At 65.5% G+C, this 26,335-nt stretch carries 27 protein-coding genes; 9 read left to right on the top strand and 18 right to left on the bottom strand.

From position 1 onward, the window contains the following. Positions 1-885, top strand: coding sequence for a tyrosine recombinase XerC (gene xerC, locus ACE3QM_RS05350; protein WP_374420760.1), 885 nt, complete (start codon positions 1-3; stop codon positions 883-885). On the opposite strand, the gene ACE3QM_RS05345 is transcribed toward xerC, so the two are convergent. The 3 genes from ACE3QM_RS05345 to orn form a co-directional block, all read right to left on the bottom strand. Next, positions 882-1,370 (bottom strand): CinA family protein, encoded by a 489-nt coding sequence (locus ACE3QM_RS05345; protein ID WP_374420884.1) that lies wholly within the window; start codon positions 1,368-1,370, stop codon positions 882-884. The genes xerC and ACE3QM_RS05345 overlap by 4 nt on opposite strands. Before the next feature lie 22 nt (positions 1,371-1,392). Further along, positions 1,393-3,042: a glucose-6-phosphate isomerase gene (gene pgi / locus ACE3QM_RS05340; RefSeq protein ID WP_231464527.1), complete on the bottom strand. Its 1,650-nt coding sequence runs from the start codon at positions 3,040-3,042 to the stop codon at positions 1,393-1,395. Positions 3,043-3,126: 84 nt separating this feature from the next. Next, complete coding sequence (gene orn, locus ACE3QM_RS05335; protein ID WP_048410662.1) at positions 3,127-3,672, bottom strand: oligoribonuclease; 546 nt, start codon at positions 3,670-3,672, stop codon at positions 3,127-3,129. Positions 3,673-3,752: 80 nt separating this feature from the next. Here orn and ACE3QM_RS05330 point away from each other — a divergent pair, with 80 nt between their 5' ends. The 5 genes from ACE3QM_RS05330 (at position 3,753) to ACE3QM_RS05310 (ending at position 7,644) form a co-directional block, all read left to right on the top strand. Further along, on the top strand, positions 3,753-4,997 hold the full coding sequence (locus tag ACE3QM_RS05330) for a M48 family metallopeptidase (protein WP_374420757.1): 1,245 nt from the start codon (positions 3,753-3,755) through the stop codon (positions 4,995-4,997). Position 4,998: 1 nt separating this feature from the next. Then, entirely contained in the window at positions 4,999-5,325 is a 327-nt protein-coding gene (locus ACE3QM_RS05325; protein ID WP_048410664.1) for a 4a-hydroxytetrahydrobiopterin dehydratase, read from the top strand. Next, positions 5,322-6,197 (top strand): ribosome small subunit-dependent GTPase A, encoded by an 876-nt coding sequence (gene rsgA, locus ACE3QM_RS05320; RefSeq protein WP_048410665.1) that lies wholly within the window; start codon positions 5,322-5,324, stop codon positions 6,195-6,197. The genes ACE3QM_RS05325 and rsgA overlap by 4 nt, the downstream gene beginning before the upstream one ends. Positions 6,198-6,313: 116 nt before the next feature. Continuing rightward, the gene (phbB, locus tag ACE3QM_RS05315) at positions 6,314-7,054 is read left to right on the top strand and encodes an acetoacetyl-CoA reductase (protein WP_048410666.1); all 741 of its coding nucleotides are present in this window, start codon (positions 6,314-6,316) and stop codon (positions 7,052-7,054) included. A 107-nt stretch (positions 7,055-7,161) separates the two neighbouring features. Next, entirely contained in the window at positions 7,162-7,644 is a 483-nt protein-coding gene (locus tag ACE3QM_RS05310) for a GAF domain-containing protein (protein WP_374420754.1), read from the top strand. Between the two features lie 62 nt (positions 7,645-7,706). On the opposite strand, the gene ACE3QM_RS05305 is transcribed toward ACE3QM_RS05310, so the two are convergent. The 3 genes from ACE3QM_RS05305 to ACE3QM_RS05295 form a co-directional block, all read right to left on the bottom strand. Next, positions 7,707-7,943 carry a hypothetical protein gene (locus ACE3QM_RS05305; RefSeq protein ID WP_048410668.1) on the bottom strand — a complete coding sequence of 79 codons (237 nt, stop codon included), beginning with the start codon at positions 7,941-7,943 and terminating at the stop codon, positions 7,707-7,709. A gap of 102 nt (positions 7,944-8,045) precedes the next feature. Beyond that, a complete protein-coding gene (locus ACE3QM_RS05300) occupies positions 8,046-9,113 on the bottom strand; it encodes a DNA-binding protein (RefSeq protein WP_374420751.1) in 1,068 nt (355 codons plus the stop codon). Positions 9,114-9,284: 171 nt separating this feature from the next. Continuing rightward, entirely contained in the window at positions 9,285-9,953 is a 669-nt protein-coding gene (locus ACE3QM_RS05295) for an OmpA family protein (RefSeq protein WP_048410670.1), read from the bottom strand. A 203-nt stretch (positions 9,954-10,156) separates the two neighbouring features. Here ACE3QM_RS05295 and ACE3QM_RS05290 point away from each other — a divergent pair, with 203 nt between their 5' ends. Continuing rightward, entirely contained in the window at positions 10,157-11,422 is a 1,266-nt protein-coding gene (locus ACE3QM_RS05290; RefSeq protein WP_374420749.1) for an Hsp70 family protein, read from the top strand. A 63-nt stretch (positions 11,423-11,485) separates the two neighbouring features. Here the strand turns inward: ACE3QM_RS05290 and ACE3QM_RS05285 are convergent, their stop codons facing one another. From ACE3QM_RS05285 to ACE3QM_RS05265, 5 genes are all read right to left on the bottom strand, one after another. Further along, on the bottom strand, positions 11,486-11,839 hold the full coding sequence (locus ACE3QM_RS05285) for a hypothetical protein (protein WP_374420747.1): 354 nt from the start codon (positions 11,837-11,839) through the stop codon (positions 11,486-11,488). Between the two features lie 252 nt (positions 11,840-12,091). Then, entirely contained in the window at positions 12,092-13,063 is a 972-nt protein-coding gene (locus ACE3QM_RS05280; protein WP_374420745.1) for a hypothetical protein, read from the bottom strand. A 66-nt stretch (positions 13,064-13,129) separates the two neighbouring features. Then, a complete protein-coding gene (locus tag ACE3QM_RS05275) occupies positions 13,130-13,858 on the bottom strand; it encodes a pseudouridine synthase (protein ID WP_048410674.1) in 729 nt (242 codons plus the stop codon). A 175-nt stretch (positions 13,859-14,033) separates the two neighbouring features. Beyond that, on the bottom strand, positions 14,034-14,435 hold the full coding sequence (locus ACE3QM_RS05270) for a hypothetical protein (RefSeq protein WP_156183902.1): 402 nt from the start codon (positions 14,433-14,435) through the stop codon (positions 14,034-14,036). Then, positions 14,432-15,295, bottom strand: coding sequence for a hypothetical protein (locus ACE3QM_RS05265; protein ID WP_374420743.1), 864 nt, complete (start codon positions 15,293-15,295; stop codon positions 14,432-14,434). Before ACE3QM_RS05265 ends, ACE3QM_RS05270 begins: the two co-directional genes overlap by 4 nt. A gap of 155 nt (positions 15,296-15,450) precedes the next feature. On the opposite strand from ACE3QM_RS05265, the gene ACE3QM_RS05260 reads away from it, so the two are divergent. Beyond that, positions 15,451-16,953: an amidase gene (locus ACE3QM_RS05260; RefSeq protein WP_374420741.1), complete on the top strand. Its 1,503-nt coding sequence runs from the start codon at positions 15,451-15,453 to the stop codon at positions 16,951-16,953. Between the two features lie 208 nt (positions 16,954-17,161). Here ACE3QM_RS05260 and ACE3QM_RS05255 read toward each other — a convergent pair whose 3' ends face one another. The 6 genes from ACE3QM_RS05255 to ACE3QM_RS05230 form a co-directional block, all read right to left on the bottom strand. Beyond that, entirely contained in the window at positions 17,162-17,755 is a 594-nt protein-coding gene (locus tag ACE3QM_RS05255; protein WP_374420738.1) for a membrane integrity-associated transporter subunit PqiC, read from the bottom strand. Further along, positions 17,752-19,380, bottom strand: coding sequence for an intermembrane transport protein PqiB (locus tag ACE3QM_RS05250; protein WP_374420736.1), 1,629 nt, complete (start codon positions 19,378-19,380; stop codon positions 17,752-17,754). Before ACE3QM_RS05250 ends, ACE3QM_RS05255 begins: the two co-directional genes overlap by 4 nt. After that, the gene (locus ACE3QM_RS05245; RefSeq protein WP_048410352.1) at positions 19,370-20,002 is read right to left on the bottom strand and encodes a paraquat-inducible protein A; all 633 of its coding nucleotides are present in this window, start codon (positions 20,000-20,002) and stop codon (positions 19,370-19,372) included. Before ACE3QM_RS05245 ends, ACE3QM_RS05250 begins: the two co-directional genes overlap by 11 nt. After that, on the bottom strand, positions 19,990-20,610 hold the full coding sequence (locus ACE3QM_RS05240) for a paraquat-inducible protein A (protein ID WP_231460723.1): 621 nt from the start codon (positions 20,608-20,610) through the stop codon (positions 19,990-19,992). The genes ACE3QM_RS05245 and ACE3QM_RS05240 overlap by 13 nt, the downstream gene beginning before the upstream one ends. After that, a complete protein-coding gene (locus ACE3QM_RS05235) occupies positions 20,610-20,900 on the bottom strand; it encodes a helix-hairpin-helix domain-containing protein (RefSeq protein WP_374420734.1) in 291 nt (96 codons plus the stop codon). The genes ACE3QM_RS05240 and ACE3QM_RS05235 overlap by 1 nt, the downstream gene beginning before the upstream one ends. A gap of 217 nt (positions 20,901-21,117) precedes the next feature. After that, entirely contained in the window at positions 21,118-21,882 is a 765-nt protein-coding gene (locus ACE3QM_RS05230; protein WP_197081470.1) for a TSUP family transporter, read from the bottom strand. 115 nt (positions 21,883-21,997) lie between these two features. Between ACE3QM_RS05230 and ACE3QM_RS05225 the strand changes: the two genes are divergently transcribed. Next, positions 21,998-22,918, top strand: a complete 921-nt coding sequence (locus tag ACE3QM_RS05225; protein ID WP_374420732.1) for a LysR family transcriptional regulator — start codon at positions 21,998-22,000, stop codon at positions 22,916-22,918. A gap of 85 nt (positions 22,919-23,003) precedes the next feature. Here the strand turns inward: ACE3QM_RS05225 and purL are convergent. Then, a partial coding sequence (purL, locus tag ACE3QM_RS05220; protein ID WP_374420730.1) for a phosphoribosylformylglycinamidine synthase occupies positions 23,004-26,335 on the bottom strand: 3,332 nt, incomplete at its 5' end.

The following is a 26,335-nucleotide window of genomic DNA, read 5'->3' as shown; positions in this document are numbered from 1 at the left end:
ATGGAAAGCCTGGATCGCTTCGCCGCCTCGCTGGCGCTGGCCGGCCGCAGCGGCCACACCAGCGCGGCCTATCTGCGCGACCTGGAGCAATTGGCGGCCATGCTCGCCCCCACGCCGCTGCCGCAAGCCGAGGCCGGCCAACTGCGCAAGGCGCTGGCCAAGCTGCACGCCCAAGGGCTGCATAGCCGCAGCCTGGCGCGCAAGCTGTCCGCCTGGCGCCGCTTCTACCAATGGCTGTTGGACAGCGCGCAGCGCCCGGACGACCCCAGCCTGGGCCTGCGCGCGCCCAAGCAGGACAAACCGCTGCCCAAGGCGCTGCCGGTGGATAGCACCGCGGCGCTGCTGGACCGGATAGACGATGCCGATCCGCTATCCGTCCGCGATCGCGCGCTATTCGAGCTGATCTACTGCTGCGGGCTACGGCTGTCTGAAGCGGTGGGATTGAACCTGGAAGACATCGACTTCTCCGACGACTTGCTGCGCGTGCGCGGCAAGGGCGGCAAGACGCGGATAACGCCGTTGGGCGCCGCGGCGCGCGCCTGCTTGCAACAATGGCTGGCACAACGCCAGGCGGCCGAGGGGGAAAACGCGCTGTTCATCGCCCGCCATGGCGGACGACTGGGCGGACGCCAGGTGGAAAAGCGCCTGCGCGACTGGGCGATCAAGACCGGCGCGCAGCAGCATGTGCATCCGCATATGCTGCGCCACTCGTTTGCCTCGCACTTGCTGCAGTCTTCCGGCGATTTGCGCGCGGTGCAGGAACTGCTGGGCCACGCCAATCTGTCCAGCACCCAGATCTACACCGCGCTGGACTTCCAACACCTGGCCAAGGTCTACGACGACGCGCACCCGCGCGCGCGCAAGAAACCGGAAAACGAGGATTAAGCCGAGCGGCTGCGCGCGGCCAGCAACTCGTCCAAACGCTGCAAGGCGCGGATCACGGTCTGAGCGCGCACCTGCGCGCGGTCGCCGTCGAAGCGACAGCTGAAGGCCTCGCTCCAGCCGTCCGGACCGGCCAGGCCGAACCAGACCAGGCCCACCGGCTTGGCCGCCGTGCCGCCGCCGGGGCCGGCGACGCCGGACACCGCCACGCTCCAATCCGCGCCGGACAGTTTCCGCGCGCCGGCCGCCATCTGCCGCACCACCGCCTCGCTGACCGCGCCATGCTCGCGCAAGGCGCGCTCATCCACCTGCAGCAGGCGCTGCTTGGCCTCATTGCTGTAAGTGACCACGCCATAGCCGAACCAGGCCGAGCTGCCGGCGATATCGGTCAAGGCCGCGGCTATCATGCCGCCGGTGCAGGATTCGGCGGCGGCGACGCTCTCGCCCGCCGCCAGCAGACGCTCGCCCAAGCGGCGAGCCAATTCCAGGCTTTCTTGCATGACCATCCTCTCAGCTTCGCCGCGTTTTGAAATGACGGATCAAGCCATTGGTGGAGCTGTCGTGCGCCAGCGCGTCGTCGGCCGCGCCCAGTTCCGGCAGGATGCGGCGCGCCAGTTGCTTGCCGTACTCCACGCCCCATTGATCAAAGGAATTGATGCCCCAGATCACACCCTGCACAAAAACCTTGTGCTCATACAAGGCCAGCAACATGCCCACGCCGCGCGGCGTCACCGCGTCCAGCGCCAGGGTGTTGGACGGCTGATTGCCGGGAAACAGCTTCTGCGGCAACAGCATGTCCAGCTGCTCGCCCGGCAGATGCGCCAATTCGCGCATTGCCTCGGCCTCGCTCTTGCCGCGCATCAAGGCCTCGGTCTGGGCCAGGCAGTTGGCCACCAACACCTGATGCTGCTCGCCGACGGCGTAATGGCTGCGCATTGGAATGATGAAATCGCAAGGCACCAGCCTCGTGCCTTGATGCAGCAGCTGGAAGAAGGCGTGCTGGCTGTTGGCGCCCTCCTCGCCCCAGATCACCGGGCCGGTATCGAAGTCCAGCGCCTCGCCGTAGCGGCCGACGCGCTTGCCGTTGGACTCCATGTCCAATTGCTGCACATGGGCCGGCAAGCGGCGCAGGCCATGATCGTAAGGCATGATGGCATGGGTGTGGGCGCGGTAGAAGGTGTTGTACCAGATGCCGATCAAGGCCAGCAGCACCGGCATATTGGCGGCGAACGGCGCGCTGAAGAAGTGCTGGTCCATCGCGTGACCGCCGGCCAGGAACTCCTGGAAATGGTCGAAACCTATCGCCAGCATCACTGGCAGACCTATCGCCGACCAGGTGGAATAGCGCCCTCCCACCCAGTCCCAGAAGCCGAACATATGCGCGGGATCGATGCCGAAGGCCTGCACCGCGGGCAGATTGGTGGATACCGCGACAAAATGGCGCGCGATGTCGGCCTCGCCGCCGGCCTGCAGAAACCACTGCCGCGCCGCCTGCGCGTTCAGCAGCGTCTCCGGCGTGGTGAAGGATTTGGAGGCGACGATGAACAGGGTTTCGGCGGGATCCAGCCGTTGCAAGGTGCCGGCGATGTGGGCGCCGTCGACATTGGAGACGAAATGCACCTCAAGCTCCGGCGTCGCATACGCGGCCAGCGCCTCCTTCACCATCAGCGGCCCCAGGTCGGAGCCGCCTATGCCCAGATTGACCACATGGCGGATGCGCCGGCCGCTGAAGCCTTTCCACTCGCCGCCGCGCACCTGCTCGCTGAAAACACGCATTCGCTGCAGCACCGCCTGCACCTCGGCCACCAGTTCACAGCCGTCCAGCTCCAGCCGTTCGCCGGCAGGCAGGCGCAAGGCAGTATGCAGCACCGCGCGGTCCTCGCTGACATTGATGCGCTCGCCGCCGCGCATCCTTTCCATCCAGCCGGCCAGGTCGGCCTCCCGCGCCAGTTCGAACAGCAGTTCCAGCGTGCGCTCGGTGATGCGGTTCTTGGAGTAGTCCAGCAACAGGCCGTCCAGCTCCAGCGAAAAGCGCTGGAAACGCTGCGGATCGGCATCGAACAGCTCACGCATATGCATGTGCCGGGTTGCGCGCTGATGTTGATGCAGCCGGGCCCAGACCCGGGTGGAATTAATGTCGGAACTGCGTTGCGAAGCCATATGGATTGCCGCTGGAATGAGATTTGCCAATAATAAAGGGGCAAGCCCTCTTACCGAGCCGCCCCCGCGGAACAACACCCTCGCTTACAGCTTGAGGAAATGCTCGCGGTAGTAACGCAACTCCTCGATCGACTCCAGGATGTCCGCCAGCGCCTCGTGCTTGCCGCGCTTGACCACGCCGCGCGCCACTTCCGGCTTCCAGCGCTTGCACAACTCTTTCAGCGTGGACACGTCCAGGTTGCGATAATGGAAATACTCCTCCAGCTTGGGCATCCAGCGCACCATGAAGCGTCGGTCCTGGTGGATGGTGTTGCCGCACATCGGCGTGATCCGCGGCGGCACGTGCTGGGCCATGAAATCCAGCAGGATCTGCTCGGCTTCCGCCTCGCCCAGCGTGGATGCCTTGACCTTTTCGATCAGGCCGCTCTTGCCATGGGTATTCTTGTTCCAGTCGTCCATGCCGTCCAGCACCGCGTCCGGCTGGTGAATCACCAGCACTGGCGATTCCGCCACCACGTTCAGCTGGCTGTCGGTCACGATCATCGCCACTTCGATGATGCGGTCGGTCTCAGGATTCAGGCCCGTCATTTCCATGTCGAGCCAGATGAGGTTCATTTGATCTTGTGTCATACTTGCCAATCTTTGCAAAACCCTGCCATTTTCCTTCATTGCCGCGCTGGCGGCAAACCTGACGCAGATAACGGACCCCGATGACCGAGGCATTCAGCTCTCTCTTTCTTGCCGCGCTGGCGGCCACCCTCGCCCTGAAACTCTGGCTGGGCTGGCGCCACATCCGCCACATCGCCCGCCACCGCGCCGAAGTGCCGGCCGCGTTTCGCGACGCCATCGCCTTGCAACAACACCAGCTGGCCGCCGATTATTGCATCGCCAAGACCCGTTTCGGCCTATTTTCCGCCGTGCTGGACTGCGTGGTGATCCTGGCGCTGACCTTCGGCGGCGTGCTGCAATGGCTGGCCGTCGTCGCCGCCGGCGCCAGCGCCTCGCCGCTGCTGTCCGGCCTGCTGCTCATCGTCGGCGTGGCCGTGCTGACCGGCTGCGTCAGCTTTCCGCTCAGCCTGTACTCCACCTTCGGCATCGAGGCCCGCTTTGGCTTCAACAAGACCACGCCGCGGCTGTTCTTCATCGACCAAATCAAGGGCCTGCTGCTCGGCGCCGTCATCGGCCTGCCGCTGGTGGCGCTGGTGCTGTGGCTGATGGACATCTCCGGCCCGCTGTGGTGGCTGTGGGTATGGCTGGTATGGACCGGCTTCCAGCTGCTGATGGTGGCGCTCTACCCGACGCTGATCGCGCCGCTGTTCAATAAATTCGTCGCGCTGGAGGACCTGGAGCTCAAGGCGCGCATCGAAGCGCTGCTGCAGCGCGCAGGCTTCAAGAGCCAGGGTGTGTTCGTGATGGACGGCTCGCGCCGCTCCAGCCACGGCAACGCCTACTTTACCGGCTTTGGCGCCGGCAAGCGCATCGTGTTTTTCGACACTCTGCTCAAACAGCTGGACCACGCCGAAATCGAAGCGGTGCTGGCGCACGAACTGGGCCACTTCAAGCGCCGCCACATCGTCAAGCGCATCGCGCTGGCGTTCGCGCTGTCGCTGGCCTTCCTGTTCCTGCTGGGGCAGTTGCTGGACGCGCCGTGGTTCTACGCCGGCCTCGGCGTTGCCACGCCCAGCACCGCGATGGCGCTGATCCTGTTCTTCACCGTGGCGCCGGCCTTCACTTTCCCGTTCACGCCGCTGTCCAGCGGCCTGTCGCGCCGCCACGAATACGAGGCCGACGATTTCGCCGCCAGCGAAACCGACGCCGGCAAACTGGTTTCCGCCCTGGTCAAGCTGTATCGCGACAACGCCTCCACGCTGACGCCGGACCCGCTGCACTCCGCTTTCTACGACTCGCATCCGCCCGCCGCGCTGCGCATCAACCACTTACAAGGAAACCGCTGACATGAACCTGCTCGAACTGTCCTGCGAAGCCCAACACGGCGCCAGCCCGCTGGCGGCCAGCACCATCAATCAGCTGATGGGCGCGCTGCCCGGCTGGAGCATCCGCGGCATCGAACTGACCAAGACCTTCCCCTTCGCCAACTTCCACGACACCATGGCCTTCGTCAACGCGCTGGCCTGGATCGCTCACCGCGAAGACCATCACCCGGACCTGTCGGTGCATTACAACCGCGCCGTCGTCAACTTCAGCACCCACGACGCCGGCGGCCTGACCTTGAACGACTTCATCTGCGCGGCCAAGACCGAAGCACTGCTGGCCCGCCCATGACAGGTCAGACCGGACAAATCATCCGCAGCCATGGCCGCCGCTTCATCGTTGAATCCGGCGGCCAGGTTTACGATTGCACCACCCGCGGCAAGCGCGTTGATTTCGCTTGCGGCGATTGGGTGGACATCCTGGTGCAGAACAAGGAACAGGCGGTCATCGAGCGCTCGCAAGAGCGCCGCAGCCTGCTCTACCGCCAGGACGACTGGAAAACCAAGGTCATCGCCGCCAATGTGACCCGCATCCTGTTCGTCATCGCCGCCGTGCCCAGTCCCAACGAAGAGTTGCTGGGCCGCTGCCTGATCGCCGCCGAGGCCGGCGACATCGATCCCGTCATCGTGGTCAATAAGTCCGACCTGCCGGAAACCGCCGGCTTGCTGCAGAAGCTGGAGCTGTACCGGCAACTGGGCTACCAGCTGGTCACGCTGTCGGCCAAGCAGGACGTGGAACCGCTGCTGCCGCTGCTGCACGGCCAGACCAGCGTCTTCGTCGGCCAGTCCGGCATGGGCAAATCCACGCTGACCAATGCGCTGCTTCCGGACGCCAACGCCCGCATCGGCGACATTTCCACCGCGCTGGACTCCGGCCGCCACACCACCACCCACGCCACGCTCTACCACCTGGACGCCGACAGCCATCTGATCGACTCCCCCGGCTTGCAAGAGTTTGGCCTCAAGCATTTGAAGGCCACGGAACTGACCCGTTTCTTCCCGGAAATGCGCCCGCTGATAGGGCAATGCCGCTTCCACAACTGTTCTCACCGGGTGGAGCCGAACTGTGCCATCATGGCTGCATGCGACGCCGGCTTGATCACCAGACCCAGGCTAGCCTTGTTGCGGCGCCTGACGGATGAGCTTTCACCGTCCAGGCCGTAACGTAAGGCGTGCGTACATTCCATTCACATACAGCGGTAATTCACTTACCCTAAAAGAGATCGAAAGCCGTATCGCATAAGCATATCCAGACAGACAGCCATAAAGGAGCCAGCACTATGAATAAGCGAATCGCACTTGTTACCGGCGGCATGGGCGGCATTGGCACCGCCATCTGCAAAGCGCTCGCCGAAAGCGGTCACATCGTAGTCACCACCTACAGCAAGTCCGGCCGCGAGCAGGCCTGGCTCGCCGACATGAAGGGGCTGGGCCTGCATGACATCCACGCCTATCAATGCGATGTCAGCGACACCGCCTCCTGCAAGACGCTGGCCGAACAGGTGGCCAAGGATCTGGGGCCGGTGGACGTGCTGGTCAACAATGCCGGCATCACCCGCGACTGCAGCTTCAAAAAGCAGACCAAGGACGACTGGGACGCGGTGCTGCGCACCAATCTGGATTCGCTGTTCAATATGACCAAACCGGTGGTGGATGGCATGAGCGAGCGCGGCTTCGGCCGCATCATCAATATTTCCTCGATCAACGGCCAGAAGGGGCAGTTCGGCCAGACCAACTACTCCGCGGCCAAGGCCGGCATGCATGGCTTCACCATGGCGCTGGCGCAGGAAGTTGCGCGCAAGGGCGTGACCGTCAACACCATCTCCCCCGGCTACATCGCCACCGACATGGTGATGGCGGTGCCGGAAGAAACCCGCAACAAGATCGTCGCGCAGATTCCAGTGGGCCGCCTGGGCAAGCCCGAGGAGATCGCCGCGCTGGTCGCCTTCCTCGCCTCCGAGCAGGCAGGCTTCATCACCGGCGCCAATGTCGCGATGAACGGCGGCCAGCACATGATGTGACGCCGCCGCTCCGGCTCCTATCTCAGCGCCGCCTCCGGGTGGCGTTTTCTTTTTGCCCGGCCGCTGTGTATGCTGTCGCTTTCCCCAGCCCCACCCCAACGACATCCATGGCAGAACACCTGATCATCCAAGGCGCCGACAAGCAGGAGCGCTATCAAACCCTATTGCCGCAAGCGCTGGCGCTGATTGAATCCGAGACCGACCAGATCGCCGCGCTGGCCAATCTCTGCGCCGCCCTGCACAGCAGCTTCGACTGGCTGTGGACCGGCTTCTACCTGGTCAAGGGCCAGCAACTGGTGCTCGGCCCCTTCCAGGGCCCTATCGCCTGCACCCGCATCCCGTTTGGCAAGGGCGTGTGCGGCAGCGCCTGGCAGGCCGGCAAAACCCTGGTGGTGGACGATGTCGACGCCTTCCCCGGCCACATTGCCTGCTCCTCCAGCGCGCGCTCGGAAATCGTGGTTCCCGTGTTCAATGCCGCCGGCGAAGTGGCAGCGGTGCTGGACATCGATTCCAGCGAGCTGGCCAGTTTTGACGCGGTGGACGCGGAGTATCTGGAGCGCATCGCGGCCGCGCTCGCCCGCCTGTTCTGAGCAGACGCTCGCCCATGAAAAAAGCGCGCCGCGGCGCGCTTTTGCTCATCCAGCCCAACCCACTAGGGCCATGCGTGATGCCGGCCATGCCCGGCACCAGGCCGCGAGCGATGGCGCAACGCCAGCTCCAGCCCCCAGAACAAGGCCAGGCCGGACAGAACGATCAGGTTCTTGCCGCTGATCATCGCCAACAGACCGGACAGCGCGGAGCCGGCATCGGCCCAGCACAGGCCAAACCACAGCAGCAGCGCCAGCAGCGTGATCCACGCCGGCGCCCGATAGTATTCGCCGAATGACATTTCGCTCTCCATCAGGACTGTCCCATCTCGACAGACTAGCAAAGCCGCACCCGGCCGCCATTGTGACAAGCACTTAGTAGAAATACGCGCGCCGCCGGCCGCTCAAACCTGCAAGGGCAGTTGCAGCTGCCGCCCCAGCCATTCGCGCAGCCCGGCCTCGTCCAGCGCCGACCACTCCTGGCGCGCTCCGGCCAGGACTTCCGCCAGCCGCGCCAATTGCCGCTCCGCGCCCAGATTGACTTCGCCGGCCAGCCGGCTGTTCTCGCTCGCCATGTCCAGCAAGCGCGCGGATGCCTGCTCCAGCTGCACCGCCTGGCGCAACACATCCTGCTCCAGCGCCGCATTGCGCTCTTCCAGCAATTCCAGCCGCGCCTCCAGCCGGCCATTGTCGCGCTCGCGCTCGGCCATTCGCTCGCGCCACTCGCCATCCTGCCGCGTCAGCTCGCGCCGGCTCTGGCGCAAAGCCTCCTCCTGGCGCGCCTGCGCCTGCTGCATCGCGCGGCGCTCCTCCTCCATCTGCTCATACAGCCGCAAACGCAGGCCTTCCAGCCGCTCATAGGCCAGGCTCTCACGCCTGCCCGCTTCCTCGCGCGCTTCCAGCACCCGCTGCTCGGCGCGCTGCTCCAGTTCCTGCTGGCGCTGCTCGGCCTGTTGCCGCGCCTGCGTCTGCTCTTGTCGCGCCTGCTCCAAGCGGGCCGCCATCTGCTGCTGCGACTCCTCCAGCATCTGGCGCCGGCTTTCCTCGCCTTTCAGCCGCCCGTCCAGGTCCGCCAGCCGCGCGGCGCGCAGTTCCAGTTCGCGCAAGGCGGATTGCAACTCGGCCTGGCGCGCGGCCAGCCCGGCCTCTAGTTCCCGCGTCTCCGCCGCCGCCTGGGCCACCGCGGTTTCCGCATCCTGGCGCAGCGATTCCAGCCGGCCGTCCGCCTCGTCGCAAGCCCGCTGCCACACCTGCTCGAAGGCTTCCGCCAGGCCGGCCGGCCAATCCGGCCGCCGCGAGGACACCGCCACGCGCGACAGGAACTCCTGCCGCCATTCCTTCAGGGTGTTATTGATGGTGGTATTGGAGCCCGCGCCTATCCTGGCCCGCACTTCCAACACCGTGGGCCATACGCCCTCGCCCACCAGTTCGAACGCAGCCTGCCGGATGCGCGAATAAATATCTGTCGCCATGCTGAATCTGCTTCTTGCTTATTGGCGACATTCTAACAAACCCCGTCCTCCGTCCATTACGAATTACATTGCAAATTTAACAAATCGACAGCGCCGGTCACGTCGTGCATGCAATAGGGGCGGCACCGGCAAGCCGGTCCGCCCCTGACATACCGCCAAAGCGGCGTCTGGCTAACCGCGCGCCGCTTCGGCGACGAAGATCTCCACGCGCCGGTTCTTGGCCCGCCCGGCGGCGCTGGCATTGCTGGCCACCGGCTCATGCGAGCCGCGGCCGGCGATGCTGATGCGCCCTTCGGCCACGCCATGCGCCGTCAGGTAGTCGCGGGTGGCGCGGGCACGGTTCAGCGACAAGGGATCGTTGACCGCGTTGCTGCCGGTGTTGTCGGTATGGCCGACGATGTTCACCGTGGTCACTGGGTTCTGGTTCAGGGTAGCGGCGAAACGATCGAGAATCGGCCGCAGATTGGGCTTGATATCATAGCGACCCACGTCAAAAGACACATCGCTGGGGATGTCCAGCTTCAGTTGATTGTCCGCGGTCTGGCTGACGCTGACGCCCGAACCCTTGGTCGCCTGCTCCATCGCGGCCTTCTGCTCCTGCATATGCTTGGACCACAGATAGCCGCCGCCAGCGCCCAGCGCCGCGCCCAAGGCCGCGCCGGTGGCCGCGCTGCGCCCCGGGTTGCCGCCGGCGGTCAGGCCGCCCAGCACCGCGCCCGCCACAGCGCCTATCGCCGCGCCGGTGCCGGTGTCTTTCTGCGTCTCGGACATATTGGCACAGCCCGACAGGCTGCCGCTTCCCAGCGCAAGCGCAACAAACATCACGATCAGTTTATTCATGCCTGGATCCTTTCAATCAGTCCATCACCCGCCCCAACGCATCGCGGAGCACGCTTTCAGCATACACGCATCGTCTCGCCGCCACCGGCCAGCCAGATCAAAAGACCGGTCTTCGCCACGGCAAAGCGCTTGATTTTGCTGCCCATGCCTTCCCATGCCGCGCCAATCCGCGTACCATCGCGCCTCGCTTTACCGGAGGGAATATGAATACGCTGACTACAGCCCGCGCCTGCGGCATCGACTTTGGCACGTCCAACTCCACTGTTGGCTGGCTGCGCCCGCACGAGGCCACGCTGCTGGCGCTGGAAGACGGCAAGATCACCCTGCCCTCGGTGGTGTTCTTCAATTACGAAGAAGATCATTCCGTGTTTGGCCGGCTGGCGCTGCAGGAATACATGGAAGGCTATGAAGGCCGACTGATGCGTTCGCTGAAAAGCCTGCTGGGCTCCAACCTGATCGACAGCCAGACCGAAGTGCAAGGCAAGGCGCTGCCATTCCGCCACCTGCTCAGCCTATTCATCCAGGAATTGAAGCTGCGCGCCGACCGCGCCGCCGATCGTCCCTTCGAGCAGGTGGTGCTGGGCCGCCCGGTGCATTTCGTCGACGACAACCCCAAGGCCGACGCCGAAGCCGAGGCCACGCTGGGCGAAATCGCGCGTCAGGTCGGCTTCAAGGAGATTTCCTTCCAGTTCGAGCCCATCGCCGCCGCCTTCGACTACGAGGCTAGGCTGGGGCGCGAAGAACTGGTGCTCATCGTCGACATCGGCGGCGGCACCTCGGACTTCACCCTGATTCGGCTGGCGCCGGAACGCCACCGCCTGGACGAGCGCCGTGACGACATCCTCGCCACCGGCGGCGTCCACATCGGCGGCACGGATTTCGACAAACAATTGAGCCTGCATGGCGTGATGCCGCTGTTCGGCTTCAAGAGCCGGCTGCGCAATAACGCGGAGATGCCGTCCAGCCAGTATTTCAACCTGGCCACCTGGCACACCATCAACTTCGCCTACACCCGCAAGGCCTGGATGGACCTGCAGGACGTGCACCGCGACGCGGCGCAGCCGCAGGTGCTGGACCGCTTGTTCCGGCTGATACAGGACCGCGCCGGCCACCGGCTGGCGATGCAGGTGGAAACGGCCAAGATCGAGCTGTCGGATCAGGAACTGCACCGGCTGGACCTGAACCACATCGAAGCCGGTCTGCATTGCGAACTGAGCCGCGAGCAGTTCAACCACAGCATAGACACGATGCTGGGCCAGATCGGCGCCACCGTGCGCCGCTTGCTGAGCGACGCCTGCACCCAGGCCGACGACATCGACACCGTGTTCTTCACCGGCGGCTCCAGCGGCGTGCCGGCGCTGCGCGACAGCATCAAGCGCCTGCTGCCCCAGGCCCGCCACGTGGAAGGCGATCTGTTCGGCAGCATTGGCAGCGGCCTGGCGATCGAGGCCGCCAAGCGCTACGGCTGAACACCCGCGCGCCAATAGCAAAGGCCGGGCGATTTGCCCGGCCTTTTGCATGTCCGCTCCGCCTCAAGCGCCCGGCGCCGCCTTCTTGCCCTTGCGCCGCGCCTCCGGCGGCAGCTCGAACTCGAACAGCTGCGCGGTGCGTCCAGTCTGCGATTGACAGGCTATCATCAGCGCGCGATTGATCGCCTCCTTCTTGCTGACGCCCCACCACTCTATCATCTTGTCCAGCGACTTCTGCGCATCGCGACTCAACTCCACCGTCACCGACAGCTCCTGCAGACGGCTGCGGCGCAACTCGCGGCTGCGGCGCTTGCGCTCGGCCACCGTCATCGCGCGCTCGCCCAAGGGCTTGCGGCCCGGCTTTTTGCGGACGCCGCCAATCAGATCGAAGGTGTAGTGATCGCAAGGATCTTTCATGGCTTGAGTGACGGGTCACGGTCGTTGCTGAAGAGGGGCGCAAGGATAGCACAAAGCAAGCCCTGGCGGGCGTTCCGCGCGCCCCCGGCGCAAAATATCCCATTGCAATGAGGCGAGCACAAAAAAACCCCGGCCTGGTGCCGGGGCAGACTCAATCAGCCGCCCTGAAGGCTGATCGAAAGCGACTCTACAGTTGAAGCATAGTCGCTGTTTCAGCTTTGCAAAGCCGGCTTTGACGTCCGCGCGCCACGCTCATTCGCTGCCGAACTCCCGCTCCAGTTCCGCCAGCGCCTGCCGCGTCACCCGCACCGGCATCAGCGCGCGCCGCAGCGACTGGGCCTGCCCCAGCACCAGCTCTTCGAACGCCAGTTCGGTGACATCCTCGCCCGGCCCGTCCTGCTTGACGCCCATGCGGTTCAAATACAGAGTCTGCCACTCCAGCCGGAAATGCTCGGCCGGATGTTCCAGCACCTGGCGCACGGTCTCCAGCAATCCTTCCAGGCTCAGCGCGCCTCGCGCTTCGCGCAATTGGGGCTCGATTTCGTCCATGCGCCGCTGCACGCCTTCGCAGGTATCCGGCAAGGGCGCGCCGTCCGAGGAGCCATCCACCACGGTGCCGGCCTCGCAGCGCAGCACACTCATGCGCAGCTGCAAACGCGACATCTCATTGTCCAGCGTCTGGCGCAGCTGCTCCAGCAGGCTCAAGCGCCGGGCGATCACCGTGGTCAGCATTTCCTGGCTGCGCCGCGCGCTGCTCTCTAGCAGCAGCTCGCGCGACGCGCAGGGCATCGCCAGCCGATGGCCGTCGAAGCTCACCACCTGCTGCGGCACCTCGCGCCGCAGCTCGCCCCCCTCCATCGCCACCCCCAAACGGCCAGTCTCGCTGCGCGCCATCGACAACAGAGCCCAGGCCTCGTCGCCCTGGCTTGCCGACAGGAAGAAATTGCGCAAGGGCTCGCTCTGCCGCAGGCAGGACAACAGGCTGGCCGGGCCGGAAAACAGCAGGCCCAGCCGTGGATCTTGCGCAAAGCCGCGCAGGGACAGACACAAGGGCTCCGGCATCCGGCTCGGCAGTTCGGCCAGATAGGCCTGGGTGATGCGCATGCCGGGCGCCAAGGCCTGCTGGTAGCCGGATGACAAGCGCAGGCGCTTGTCGGTGGCATCGACCAATAACTCGATCGCCTGCTCCTGCTCACGCTGGCGCCGCCGACTCTCGGCATCCAACCCCCATCGTTGCAACAAGCGCCCTAACATCCGTCCTCCGCTAAATAATCATCGATTCCACGCCGCCTAGAACGACTCGTCGTCGCGCAGATAGCGCCACTGCCCGGTGGGCAGATTGCCCAGCTTGACCTTGCCGATGCGAATGCGCTTCAAGCCCACCACGCGCAGCCCCACCAGTTCGCACATGCGGCGGATCTGGCGTTTCTTGCCCTCGCGCAGCACAAAGCGCAGCTGGTCCTCGTTCTGCCAGGCCACGGTGGCCGGCAGCAATTTTTTACCATCCAGCTCCAGGCCGTGGTTGAGCAGGCGCAAACCTTCGTCGGAAAGCTCGCCTTCCACCCGCACCAAGTACTCCTTGTCCACGCTGGAATGCTCGCCGATGACCTGCTTGGCCACGCGACCGTCCTGGGTCAGGATCAGCAGGCCCACCGAATCGATGTCCAAGCGACCGGCCGGCGCCAGGCCCTTCAGATGTTGCGGCGAGAAGCGGCGGCGGCTCTTGTCCTCGGTCCACTGGTTTTCCGGCTTGACCAGCACCACCGCCGGCTCGTAGCCATCCTCGGCCTGGCCGGACACATAGCCCATGGGCTTGTTCAGCAGGATGGTCACGCGCGAGGCCTGCGCGTCCTGCGCTTTCTTGTCCACCTCGATGAGATTGTGCGGCAAAACCTTCTGCCCCAGGATGGCCACCTCGCCGTCCACCTTCACCCACCCTTGTTCGATATAGCTATCCGCCTCGCGGCGCGAGCACAGCCCCAACTCGGCCATGCGTTTTGACAAGCGCACTGGTTCCATCATTTCATTCCGCCAATAAAAAAGCGGCTTGCGCGCGCCGCGGCATTCGCGCCGGCCCTCGCACTCAAGGCGAGAAGCAGGCCAAACCGCAAGCCATCGTCAAGTCCGCTGTTGCATTTTGCCCCTATTGTAGGGGATGCCGCCGCAACTGGCTACGCGGCATCCTCGCCGCCGCTCAGCGCTCGTCAGACAGCGGCTGATTCAGCAACCCGGTGCCGCGCACTTCCTCGCGGGTGGACAGCCGCCATTGCAGCACCTTGCCGCCGGGGTCGAATAGCAGCACCAGCTCTTTGTCGAAGCGGTTCTGCGCGCCGATCAAGGGCGCCAGATCGGTGAAATTCTGCAATTGCGCCCGGTACTGGATGTAGCTGTAGACCCATAGCTCGCGCTCATTGGCGAACTTGATCCTGTCCTGCGGCTCGCCGAAAGCCGCCAGCACTTCTTGCCGGCCACCGCCGCGCTGCAACACGCGTTTCACCGCCGGCTCGTCCACGCCTTCCAATTGCTGGCTGCCGCTGCTGGCGCACGCGCTCAGCCAGCAGGCGCAGCATAGCGCCAATATCCGTCCCGGCCTCATTTGCCCCCCTCCGCCACCATGGGCTCCAGCACCACCAGAGCGTCATCGGACCACTCGCCCAGCTCCAGCGGCACCGAGTACAAATACTCGCGCGGGTACGGCCATTGGAAAAACGGCGTGAATGGCTCGGCGCGGCCATACAGCCAGATCGCCGGCAGGGTGAACTGCCGGCCGCCCTCCTGCAAGGTGGCGCTGAACACCGGCTTGTCCGCGATGAACAGATACTGGGCGCGCCCTTGCTCATAGGGGTTCTTCTCCCCCTGCAAGCGCGTCAGCCCTTTGAGCATGGCCTCGCCCAAGGCCACCGAGGCCCGCCGCGCGCAAGCCACCACATCATCCTGGCACATGGCATTGGGCGGCGGCAGGCAGGCTACTTTGCGCTCATCGCGCAGGCTGACCCGCCCCTGCGCGCCCACCAGGCACTCCAACCGCAAATCGCCCAGCCGCCGGACATTGGCCGGCAGGCCGCTGCTGCGCACCACCGGCCGCCAGCTCAGTTCCGCCGGCGGCAAGCTGGCCACCAGCCAGGCATTGCGCCGCTCCAGCCCCGCCAGTTGCGCCATGGTGAAGCTATTGTCGCCGGCCAGCCGCAACGCGCCCTTGGCGCCGCCGCCATCGCGCCAGGCCAGGCCCACGCCCTGCCGCGGCGGATGCGGATACAGGCGGTAGCGCAGCTCGGCGCCCGGCGCCAGCGCGCGGAAGGCGTCGAACACCTCGCGCCCCTTGGCCAGTTCGGCATAGGCGTAGACCGACTCCTTGCCCAGGGCGCGCAAACGCCCCGGCGTCTCAACCGCCGACGCTCCACTCGCCAATGCCGCCAGCACCAGCGCGGCGCAGGCATGCCTTCCCTCATTCCGCATCGCCATCTCCAAAAATTTGAAATGCATTTCATCAAGCAACAATCAAGCACATGCGATTTTATTTTGTTGCGACTTGAACAACAAGACACAGCCATCCATTACAATGGCGAGCGGCGACACGACGGCAAATTCCATGTAAATCACAGGGAGCGGGCATGATCTGTTTCAAGGAATACGAAGACTACGACGGCATCGGCCTGGCCCAGCTGATCGCCAGCGGCGAGATCGCGGCCAGCGAGGCGACGGCGGCCGCCCAGGCCAGGCTGGAACGATGGAATCCGGCGCTGAACGCGGTGTGCCTGCCGCTGCCGGAACAGGCCCAGGCGCAATTGGCGCAGCCGCAGGGCGGCGGCCCGCTCGCCGGCAGCCCGGTCTTGATCAAGGACTTGCTAGCCGATATCGCCGGCGTGCCCACCCGCAACGGCAGCCGTCTGTTCGACGGCTATGTCGCGACGCGCGACGCCGAGATCATCCGACGCTACCGCCAGGGCGGCCTGATCTTCATCGGCAAGACCACCACGCCGGAACTGGGTCTCTGCCCTTATACCGAATCCGAAGTCTACGGCGCCAGCCGCAACCCCTGGAATCTGGCGCTGACGCCGGGTGGCTCCAGCGGCGGCTCTGCCGCGGCGGTGGCGGCCGGCATCGTGCCCATCGCCCATGGCGGCGATGGCGGCGGCTCCATCCGCATCCCCGCCTCCAACTGCGGCGTGTTCGGGCTCAAGCCCAGCCGCGGCCGCAGCCCAGCCGGCCCGGATTACAGCGAGGGCTGGCAAGGCCTGGTCTGCCAGCACGCGCTGACGCGCAGCGTGCGCGACAGCGCGGCGATGCTGGACCTGCTGGCCGGCAAGCCCAGCGGCGGCGAAGCCTATTATTGGCCCGCGCCGGAGCAAGACTTTCTCAGCGCGCACCAGCGCGAGCCCGGCAAGCTGCGCATCGCCTGGACCAAACGCCCCATTCTGGGCGGCGAGCTGCACGCGGATTGCGCCGCGGCGCTGGACGGCGCGCTGGCGCTGCTGGCCGGCCTCGGCCATGAAGTGGAGGAAGTCCAGCTGCCGCTGGCGCCGCCGGAAGACTACCAGCGCGCGATGCTGGTGCTGATCTGCGCCGAGATGGCCGGCCTGCTGCGCGACATCGAGCGCCAGACCGGCACCGCCGCGCGCTATTCGCAATTGGAACCGGCCAGCTGGGCGCTGGCGCGTTACGGCGAGCGGCTCAGCGCCGGCGAGCTGGCGTGGGCGCGCGGCTTCATCTGGTCGCAAACCCGGGCGATGGACGCCTTCCACCAAGGCTACGACGTGCTGGCCACTCCGGCGCTGAACCAGCCGCCGGCGCCGATCGGCAGCCTGGGACCCAGCCCGGCCGAAGCGACGCTATCGCGCTGGGTCCTGGGCAAGCTGGGCTGGGACTGGACCTTGCGCTTCGGCCAGCTGATCCCGGACACCTCGCGCCGGATGATGGAATACCTGGGCTGGACCATACCATTCAATATGAGCGGACAGCCGGCGATGAGCGTGCCGCTGCACTGGAACGCCGCCGGCCTGCCGATAGGCGTGCAATTCGTCGCCCGTTGCGGCGACGAGCTGACGCTGCTGCGGCTGGCGCGCCAGCTGGAACAGGCCCAGCCTTGGGCGCAACGGCGACCGCCGGCGCCTTAAGAGCCTGTTCAAAGTCTGCTGCGCGTCGGCGGGATGGATAGACATGGGCGTTGAAACCACGCCCAGTGCTCATGTACCACCTGTACATTCCGCTTTTTCGCTCGTTTTCGCCTTGTCTCGCTCTTGCTCGCGAGACTTTGAACAGGCTCTAAGAACCGGTTTACGCTCGCGCGCCAGGCCGGAGCAAGGCCTTGAAGTCCTTTAGCTTCTAAGGCTTGAACGCCGCCAGCGCCGGCCCCAGATCACCGGCCAACTGCCGGCTCAGCTCCGTCACCAGCGCCTGCAGCGCCGCGGCGGCGGCCGTGGCATCGGTGGCGGCCAGCGGCTGGCTACGGTTGAAATAGCCGCTGGCCAGCGGCTGGCGCTCGCCGCGGCCCGGCACAGCCTGCCAAGCCACCTCCAGCGTCGCCTCATGCCCCGGACGCAGCCGCAGCTGGCGCACATCCAGCAGCAGCCGCACATCGCCGCCGCCCATGCCCGGCTGCGGATAGGCGTAGACGCTGACCAAGCCCAAGGCGCGGGACACATCGGTCGCCACCGTCTGGCTCAACATGCGGTCCAGCGGACCGGCCCAGCGCTGCAGATCCAGCAGCTCGATATTGCCGCCGGCGCCCTCCACCACCAGCTGCGGCCGCTCCAGGCCGGCCGGCAGCGTGGCCGGGCCCACCATCACGCTGACGCCCTGCGCCGGGTTCTGGCTGGCGGCCGGCAACGCCGGGCGCAGTTGGTGAAAAGTGGTGGGCGGCGACGCGCAGGCGCTCAACAGCGCCAGCACCGTCAGGCTCAATGCGATGGTCTTCATTTCTTATCTCCCTTGCCGCGGATCAACGCCTCCGGATGCCGGTCAAGATAGTCGGCCAAGGCGCGGAAGCTGCGCGCGGTTTCCGACACTTCCTGCGCCGCGGCGCGCACGTCCTGCTGCAGCGGCGAATCCGCCCGCATCGTCTGACGCGTGCTTTCCAAGGTTTTCTGCAAGTCTTCCAGCGTCTTCACCGCCTGCGGCAATACCTTGCCATCCATGTTTTCCGACAGCTTGCGCATGCCGTCCAGCGTCTGATGCAGCGATTTCAGCGACTGGTTCAGCTCCTCGCCTATGCTGTCGAACGGCACTTTGTCCAGACGGCGCGCAATGCGCTGCAGCACCCGCTGCAACTCCTCCAGATCGCCCGGCAGCGTCGGCAGCTCGGTCATGCCGTTGCGCATCACCACCTTGGCGGGCTTGGCCTCGGGGAAGAAATCCAGCGCCACGTAAAGCTGGCCGGTGATCAGGCTGCCGGAGCGCAGCTGGGCGCGCAGGCCGTTGCGCACCAGCGATTCCACGGAGATCTTCGCCGACAGCCGATGATCGCCGGACAAGGTGTTGAGCCGGCTGGGATAGGTGCGGATATCCACCGTCATGTCGAAATCCTTGCGATCCGCCGCGTATTCGATGCCGATGGCGGTGACCTCGCCGAAAGTGATGCCGCGGAAATCCACCGGCGCGCCCACGGTCAGGCCGCGCACCGACTGGCGGAACTTCAAGCGGAAGGATTGGGTTTCACGGTCGCGGTTTTGCAGCGCCTTCTCGCGGGTCTCATTGAGCAGGAACAAGTATTTGGCGTCCGGCGTCTTGTCCGGGCCGTCGCTCAACGGGGTTTCGAAAGCGATGCCGCCCAGCGCGATCGCCGCCAAGGACTGAGTATTGACGCTCAGGCCATTGGCGCCGATGGCCACGTCGATGCCGCTGGCATGCCAGAAGCGGCTGTTGACGGTGACGAAGTGGTCGTAGGGCGCGTTGACGAACACCGACAGCTTCACCGCGCTGCCGGCCGGATCCAGCTCATAGCCCACCACCTGCCCCACCGGCACACGGCGGAAATACACCGGCGAGCCGGCATTGAGCGAGCCCAGGTTGTCGGAGCGCAGCACGAACATCTTGCCCGGCAGGTCCGCATTGATGATGGGCGGCACTTCCAGGCCCTTGAACTCGGTGCGGCGCTCCTTGCTCTTGCCCACATCCATGCCGATGTAGGAGCCGCCCAGCACCGTGCCCAGGCCGGACACGCTGCCGCCGGAGATGCGCGGCCGCACCACCCAGAAGCGGCTGTCCGCCACCAGGTAGTCATCCACGTTCTTGCTCAGTTCGGCGGTGACCAGGATGGCCTGGCGATCCGGACTCACCGACACCGCCTTCACCTCGCCGATTTCCACATCCTTGTACTTGATGCGGGTCTTGCCCGCCTCCAGGCCTTCCGCGTTCTGGAAGGCGATGGTGATGGTGGGTCCGCGCGACAGCACGGCGTTCACCGCCAGCCAGCCGCCTATCACCGCCGCCAGCACCGGAATCAGCCACACCAGCGAGGGCGACCAGCGCCGCCGCTTCACCGGCACCGCCAGCGGCAGATCGTCGCCGGCCTCGGCCGGGGTTTCGGGTTTATCACTGCTCATCATCTTCCTTTACCGGATCCCAGATCAGCCTGGGATCGAAACTCATTGCCGCCACCATGGTCAGCACCACCACCGTGCCGAAGGCGATCGCCCCCGGCCCCGCCTTGATCGACGCCAGCGACTGCCACTGCACCAGCGCCACCATCAAGGCCACCACGTAAATATCCAGCATCGACCACGGGCCTATCACCTCGACGATGCGATACAGCCGCGTGCGCTGCCGCGGCGCCCAGCCCGAGCCCAGCTGCACCGTCACCAGCAGCAAGAGCAAGGCCAGAATCTTCAGCAGCGGCACCAGCACGCTGGCGGTGAACACCACCAGCGCCAGCGGCCAGGAACCGGACTTCCACAAATACACCACCCCGCTCATGATGGTGTCGTTCTGCATGCCCATGATGGTGGAGGTTTCCATGATAGGCAGCAGATTGGCCGGCAGATAGGCCACCATCGCAGCCAGCAGCAAGGCCCAGCTGCGCTGCAGGCTGTGCGGCTTGCGCGAGTGCAGCGCGGCGTGGCAGCGCGGGCAGGCTTGCGCGCCCTCACCGATCCGGCACAGAAGGCCGCAGCCGTGGCATAGACACAAGCTGGCGTCGGCAGCGGTTTTCACTTCTAAGCCCGACATTGCTGATAACGCTCCCACAAATCTTCCGGATTGAAACGGCTGGCGGTGGCCGCCATCAGCATGATCAAGGCGAACAAGGCCATCAGGCCCACGCCCACATGCACGGTGGCCAGACTGACCAGTTTGACCAAAGACACCAGGATGCCCAGCAAAAACACCTCCACCATGCACCACGGGCGGGTCAATATCTTCAACCGCATCAGCCAGGGAAAGCCGCGCGGTACGTGACCGAAGGCCAGCGGCAGCCGCACATACAGCATGCTGCCCAACTCCAGCGACGGCATCACGATGCCGGTGAACATCACCAGCATCGCCACCGACAGCATGCCCTGGCGCTCCAGCGCCACCACCGTCTGCCACAGGGTGGCCGCGCTGCGGACGCCGGCCGCCTCCAGCGTCACCACCGGATAGACATTGGCCAGCAGAAAGGCGATCACCCCGGTCAGCAGCAGCGCCAGCTCGGCGTCCTGGCGCTGCGCGCCGTAGCGGTGCACCACGGCGCCGCAGCGCGGGCAGCACACCCGGTCCTCGCCCACGATCGGCACCCGCAGCAGCAGATCGCAGTCGTGGCAGGCGCTCAATTTGAATTCGGGGTCCGGCCGCGCCATCAATAGCCGCCTTTCGCCTTGCGCTCGGCGGTGAAGCTCCACCACGACCGCGCCTCGTCGCTGTCCATGTAATGCACCACCGACATCAGCGTGTCCAGCACGCACGGGTCCTGGCGCGCTCCGGTGAGCTCGCACAAGCGATGGTACAGCCGCAAGGGGTCGGCGCCGCGCAATTGGCGCGGCTCGTCGATGCCGAGCAGGCGCAGGTCCTCGGCCAGGCTGGGGCCGATATTGGGCAGCTCGCGCAAATGCCGCGCCAGCGCGGCCGGCGGGCAACGTGATGGATGCATAAACTCTCGGCGCAGATGACAACAACCCGCATCATAAAGGACGCCGCGCCAGAGTTCAAAAGCCGGCAGGGCCCAAAAGCCTTTGACGATGCCGCCAGCCCGCGCGAGATCTAGAGGGAAAACAGCGGAGGAAGTGGAGGGAACGCGACGCATGCATCTTTCGAAACAGCGCGCGCCGCGCCGGGTCTAGCCAAGCGCGGCGGACTTGAACAGGTTCTCAGCCGTGGAAGATGTCCCAGCCCAGCTTGAGGATCAAGGTGGAGGTCAGCAGCAGGAACAACACCCGCACAAAGCCGGTGCCCTTCTTCATCGCCACCCAGGTGCCCACCGTCGCGCCGGCCATATTGCACACCGCCATCGGCAGCGCGTACTGGAACAGCACATGGCCGGCCGGAATGAAGAACAGCAGCGCCGCGCAATTGGTGGTCAGGTTCACCACCTTGGCCGAGGCCGAGGCGTGCAGAAAATCAAAAGCGAAGAAGCGGATGAACAGGAACATCAGGAAGCTGCCGGTGCCGGGGCCGAACAGGCCGTCGTAAAAACCAATCGCGCCGCCTATGGCCATGCCTATCGCCATTTCGCGCCGCCCTATCGCCACCGGCTTGTGCAGGGAGCCGAAGTCCTTCTTCCACAAGGTGTACACCGCCATCACCACCAATAGCGCCAGCACCAGGGGCCGCAACACCGCCTTATCGATCAAGCTGACCGTGGCCGCGCCGGCGATGGACATGAAGAAGGCCGCCACCGCCGCCGGCAGCACCAAGCGCCACGGCACCTTGACCCGCTTCAGATAGGAACGCGCGGCGGACAAGGTGCCCATCGCCGCCGCCAGCTTATTGGTGCCGAACACCGTGGCCGGCGCCAGATTGGGCAAGGCGCTGAACAGCGCCGGAATCTGAATCAGGCCGCCGCCGCCCACCGCGGCGTCCACCAGGCCGGCGGCGAAGGCAATCACGCACAGAAAACTCAAGGTCAACAACATTCACTTCTCCTGGCTAGACGCCGCTTGCGATCAGGACAATATTCTATGCCTTGCCAGCCGCGCATGCTTGCAATACCGTATTGCGGAAATTGCAATGATCTGAATGAGGCCGGAGATGAAATCGCTTTGGGAATTGCGCGTGTTCTGCGCGGTGGTGGAAAGAAAAAGCTTTGTCGCCGCCGCGCGCCAGCTGGGCACCTCGCCCAGCAGCGCCACCCGCGCGGTGCAAGCGCTGGAAGAAGCGCTGGGCAACAGCCTGCTGGCGCGCTCGCAAAAACAGCTCAGCCTGACCCTGGCCGGCGAAAGCTATTACACCTCGGCGCGCAAGATGCTGGACCTGCAGGAAGAAGCCGAGGACGAGCTGGCGGCCATGAGCGAGGCGCCGCGCGGCCTGTTGCGCTTTTCCGCGCCAGAGGCGATGAGCCACGCGCTATTGCCGCCAGTGCTGGCGCGCATGGCCGACGCCAACCCTGAACTGCGTTTCGACGTGCTCTATAGCGACACCATACTGGACCCGATACGCGAGAAACTGGACTTCAGCATCCGCGGCGCCTTCCCCGCCTCCAGCGAGCTGATCGGCTACCCGCTGTGGGACTACCAGCGCCACCTCTACGCCAGCCCCGCCTATGTCGAGCGTCACGGCGCGCCGCAAACGCCGGAGCAACTGCCGGAACACCGCGTGCTGATCCATTCCGCGCCGCGGGTGCTGAAAGCCTGGAACTTCGTCTCCGCCGGCCACCAGGTCAGCCTTAATCTGACGCCCTGGCACCGCGTCAGCTCCGGCAGCGCCGTGCTCCACGCGGTGCAGTCCGGCCTGGGCATCGCGCGCATGGGCGATTGGCTGGCCGAGCCGCTGGTGCGCGCCGGCCAGCTGCTGCGGCTGTGCCCGGATTACCGCATCGTTTCCAGCCATGGCGACAATCCGCAGATGCACGCGGTCTTCGCCAGCCGCCGCATTCCGCGCAAGGCGCGGCTGCTGCTGGAAGCGGTGCGCGCGGCGGCCCGCGATGCCGGCCACGGCCTGAACCCGCGCTGATGCCATGAAAAAACGGAAGCCCAGGCTTCCGTTCGTAGAGTGCATCAGGCGAGGCCGGAACACCGGCCCGCCATGGTCCCGCCGCTCAACCCACCCAGCGGCGGGCGGTGGCGAACATCCGGTACCAGCCGCCGTTCTCGCCCCAGTCCGCCGGGTGCCAGCTGTTCTGCACGGTGCGGAACACCCGCTCCGGATGCGGCATCATGATGCTGAAGCGGCCATCGGCCGTGGTCACCCCGGTGATGCCGGCCGGCGAGCCGTTGGGGTTCAGCGGATAGGTCTGAGTCGCGCGGCCGTCGAAATCGACATAGCGCAGCGCCGTCAGCGCCTGGTCCTGCGCGCCCGGCGCGAACACCGCGCGGCCCTCGCCATGGCTGACCACCACCGGCAGCTGGCTGCCCACCATATCGCCCAGGAAGATGGACGGCGAGGCCGTCACCTCCACCATCGCGAAGCGCGCCTCGAACTGCTCGGACGCGTTGCGGTGGAACTTGGGCCAATACTCGGCGCCCGGAATGATGGACGACAGATTGGACATCATCTGGCAGCCATTGCACACGCCCAGCGCGAAAGTGTCGCCGCGGCCGAAGAAGGCCTCGAACTGATCGCGGGCGCGGGCATTGAACAGAATGCTCTTGGCCCAGCCCTCGCCGGCGCCCAGCACGTCGCCGTAGCTGAAGCCGCCGCAGGCGGCCAGGCCCTTGAAGTCCGCCAGCGACACACGGCCGCTGATGATGTCGCTCATATGCACGTCCACGGTATCGAAACCGGCGCGATTGAACGCCGCCGCCATCTCGATCTGGCCGTTGACGCCCTGCTCGCGCAGTACCGCCAGGCGCGGGCGCGCGCCGCGGGCGACGAAGGGCGCCGCCGGGTCGGCGTGCACATCGAAGCTCAGCTTGGCGCTCAGACCCGGCGCTTTCGGGCTGGAACGCAGCAGGTGCTCGCTGTCGGCGCAGGCCGGGTTGTCGCGCAGGCGCTGCATGCGGGCGCTGGTTTCCGACCATTCGCGGTGCAGATCGGAACGGCTCTCGTTGAACAACTCGGCGCCGCGGTGCTTGATCACCAGGCGGTCCTTGTTATTGACGCGGCCGATCACGAACAGCTCGCGGCCGATACCGGCCTTCATGAAGCGCGAGATCACCTCCGGCGTGTCGGACTTCTTCACCTGCAGCACCGCGCCCAGTTCCTCGTTGAACAAGACCCGCATCAGGCGGCCATGGGTGGCGGCCTCCTGGGTGGGCTGCACGAAGTCGTCGATGATGCGCTGAGTGTTCTTGCGCTCGATCACCAGTTCCTGCAAATCGATGGTGACGCCGATATGGCCGGCGAACATCATCTCCGACAAGGTCACGAACAGGCCGCCGTCGGAACGGTCGTGGTAGGCCAGCAACATATCGTCGCGCAACAGCGTCTGCACGGTGTTGAAGAAGGCCGCCAGCTGATGCGGACTTTCCACATCCGGCGCCTTGCCTTCCATCGCCTTCCACACCTGGCCGTAGATGGAGCCGCCCAAGCGGCAGCGGCCGTAGCCCAGATCGATCAGGATCAGGTCGGTGTCCTTCTCGTCCTTCAGTTCCGGCGTCACCGTCTTGCGCACGTCCTCCACCGGGGAGAAGGCGGAAATGATCAGCGACAGCGGCGCGGTCACCGCCTTTTTCTCGCCGGCCTCTTCCCACACCGTCTTCATCGACAGGGAATCCTTGCCCACCGGGATGCTGATGCCCAGGTCCTGGCTCAGCTGGGACACCGCCTGCACCGTGCGGTACAAGCGCGCCTCCTCGCCCGGATGGCCGGCGGCGGCCATCCAGTTGGCGGACAGCTTGACGTTGCCGATATGGCCGACAAAGGACGCGGCGATATTGGTCAGCGCCTCGCCTATCGCCATGCGGCCGGAAGCCGGCGCGTCGAACAGCGCGGTGGGCGTGCGTTCGCCCATCGCCATCGCCTCGCCGCGATAGGTGTTGAAGCCCATGGTGGTGACGGCCACGTCCGCCACCGGCACCTGCCAGCGGCCCACCATCTGATCGCGCGCGGTCATGCCGCCCACGGTGCGGTCGCCGATGGTGATCAGGAAGGACTTGTCGGCCACCGTCGGGTTGCGCAGCACGCGCAGCGCGGTTTCCTTCAGCTCAAAACGCGAAGCGTCGAAAATGTTCAGCTCGCGCTCGCGGGTGCTCACGTCGCGCGTCATCCGCGGCGGCTTGCCCAGCAGCACTTCCAGCGGCATGTCCACCGGCTTGTTGTCGAAGTGATCGTCGCGCACTTGCAGATGGCCGTCGTCGGTGGCCACGCCCAGCACCGCGAACGGGCAGCGCTCGCGCTCGCACAGCGCGCTGAAGCGTTCCAGATCCTGCGGCAGCACCGCCATTACATAGCGTTCCTGCGACTCATTGGACCAGATCTGCATCGGCGTCATGCCCTTTTCTTCCAGGTGCACCTTGCGCAGATGGAAGATGGCGCCGCGGCCGGCGTCGTTCACCAGCTCCGGGAAGGCGTTGGACAGACCGCCGGCGCCCACATCGTGAATCGACACGATGGGGTTGGCGTCGCCCATCTGCCAGCAGCGGTCTATCACCTCCTGGCAGCGGCGTTCGATTTCCGGGTTGCCGCGCTGCACGGAGTCGAAATCCAGATCCGCGCTATTGGCGCCGGTATCCATCGACGAAGCCGCGCCGCCGCCCAGGCCGATCAGCAGACTGGGGCCGCCCAGCTGGATCAGCAGCGCGCCTTCCGGAATCTCGTTCTTGTGGATTTGCTGCTGCTGGATATTGCCCAGGCCGCCGGCGATCATGATCGGCTTGTGATAGCCGCGCATCTCGCCTTCCACCTCTTCCTCGAAGGTGCGGAAATAGCCGGTCAGATTGGGACGGCCGAATTCATTATTGAACGCCGCGCCGCCAATCGGGCCTTCCAGCATGATCTGCAAGGCGGAAGCGATGCGGTCCGGCTTGCCGTACTGCGCCGCCGCGTCGCCATGACGCTCCCACGGCTGCACGAAGCCGGGGATGTTCAGATTGGATACGGTGAAACCGGTCATGCCGGCCTTGGGCCGCGAGCCGCGGCCGGTGGCGCCCTCGTCGCGGATCTCGCCGCCGTTGCCGGTGGACGCGCCGGCGAACGGAGAAATCGCCGTCGGGTGGTTATGGGTTTCCACCTTCATCAGGATATCGGTGGGCTCGCTGTGGTAAGCGTAAGCGTGGCTGCCCGGCTGCGGATAGAAGCGCTCGATGAAAGCGCCCTCGATCACCGAGGCATTGTCCTTGTACGCCACCAGCGTGCCTTGCGGATTGGCGTCGTGGGTATCGCGGATCATGCGGAACAGCGATTTTTCCTGCTCCTCGCCGTCGATGATGAATTTGGCGTTGAAGATCTTGTGGCGGCAGTGCTCGGAGTTGGCCTGCGCGAACATCATCA

It is taken from the genome of Chromobacterium sp. (genome assembly GCF_041912965.1).
In the GTDB taxonomy this organism is placed as follows: domain Bacteria; phylum Pseudomonadota; class Gammaproteobacteria; order Burkholderiales; family Chromobacteriaceae; genus Chromobacterium; species Chromobacterium aquaticum.
This window is presented reverse-complemented; position numbering and strand designations above follow the sequence as displayed.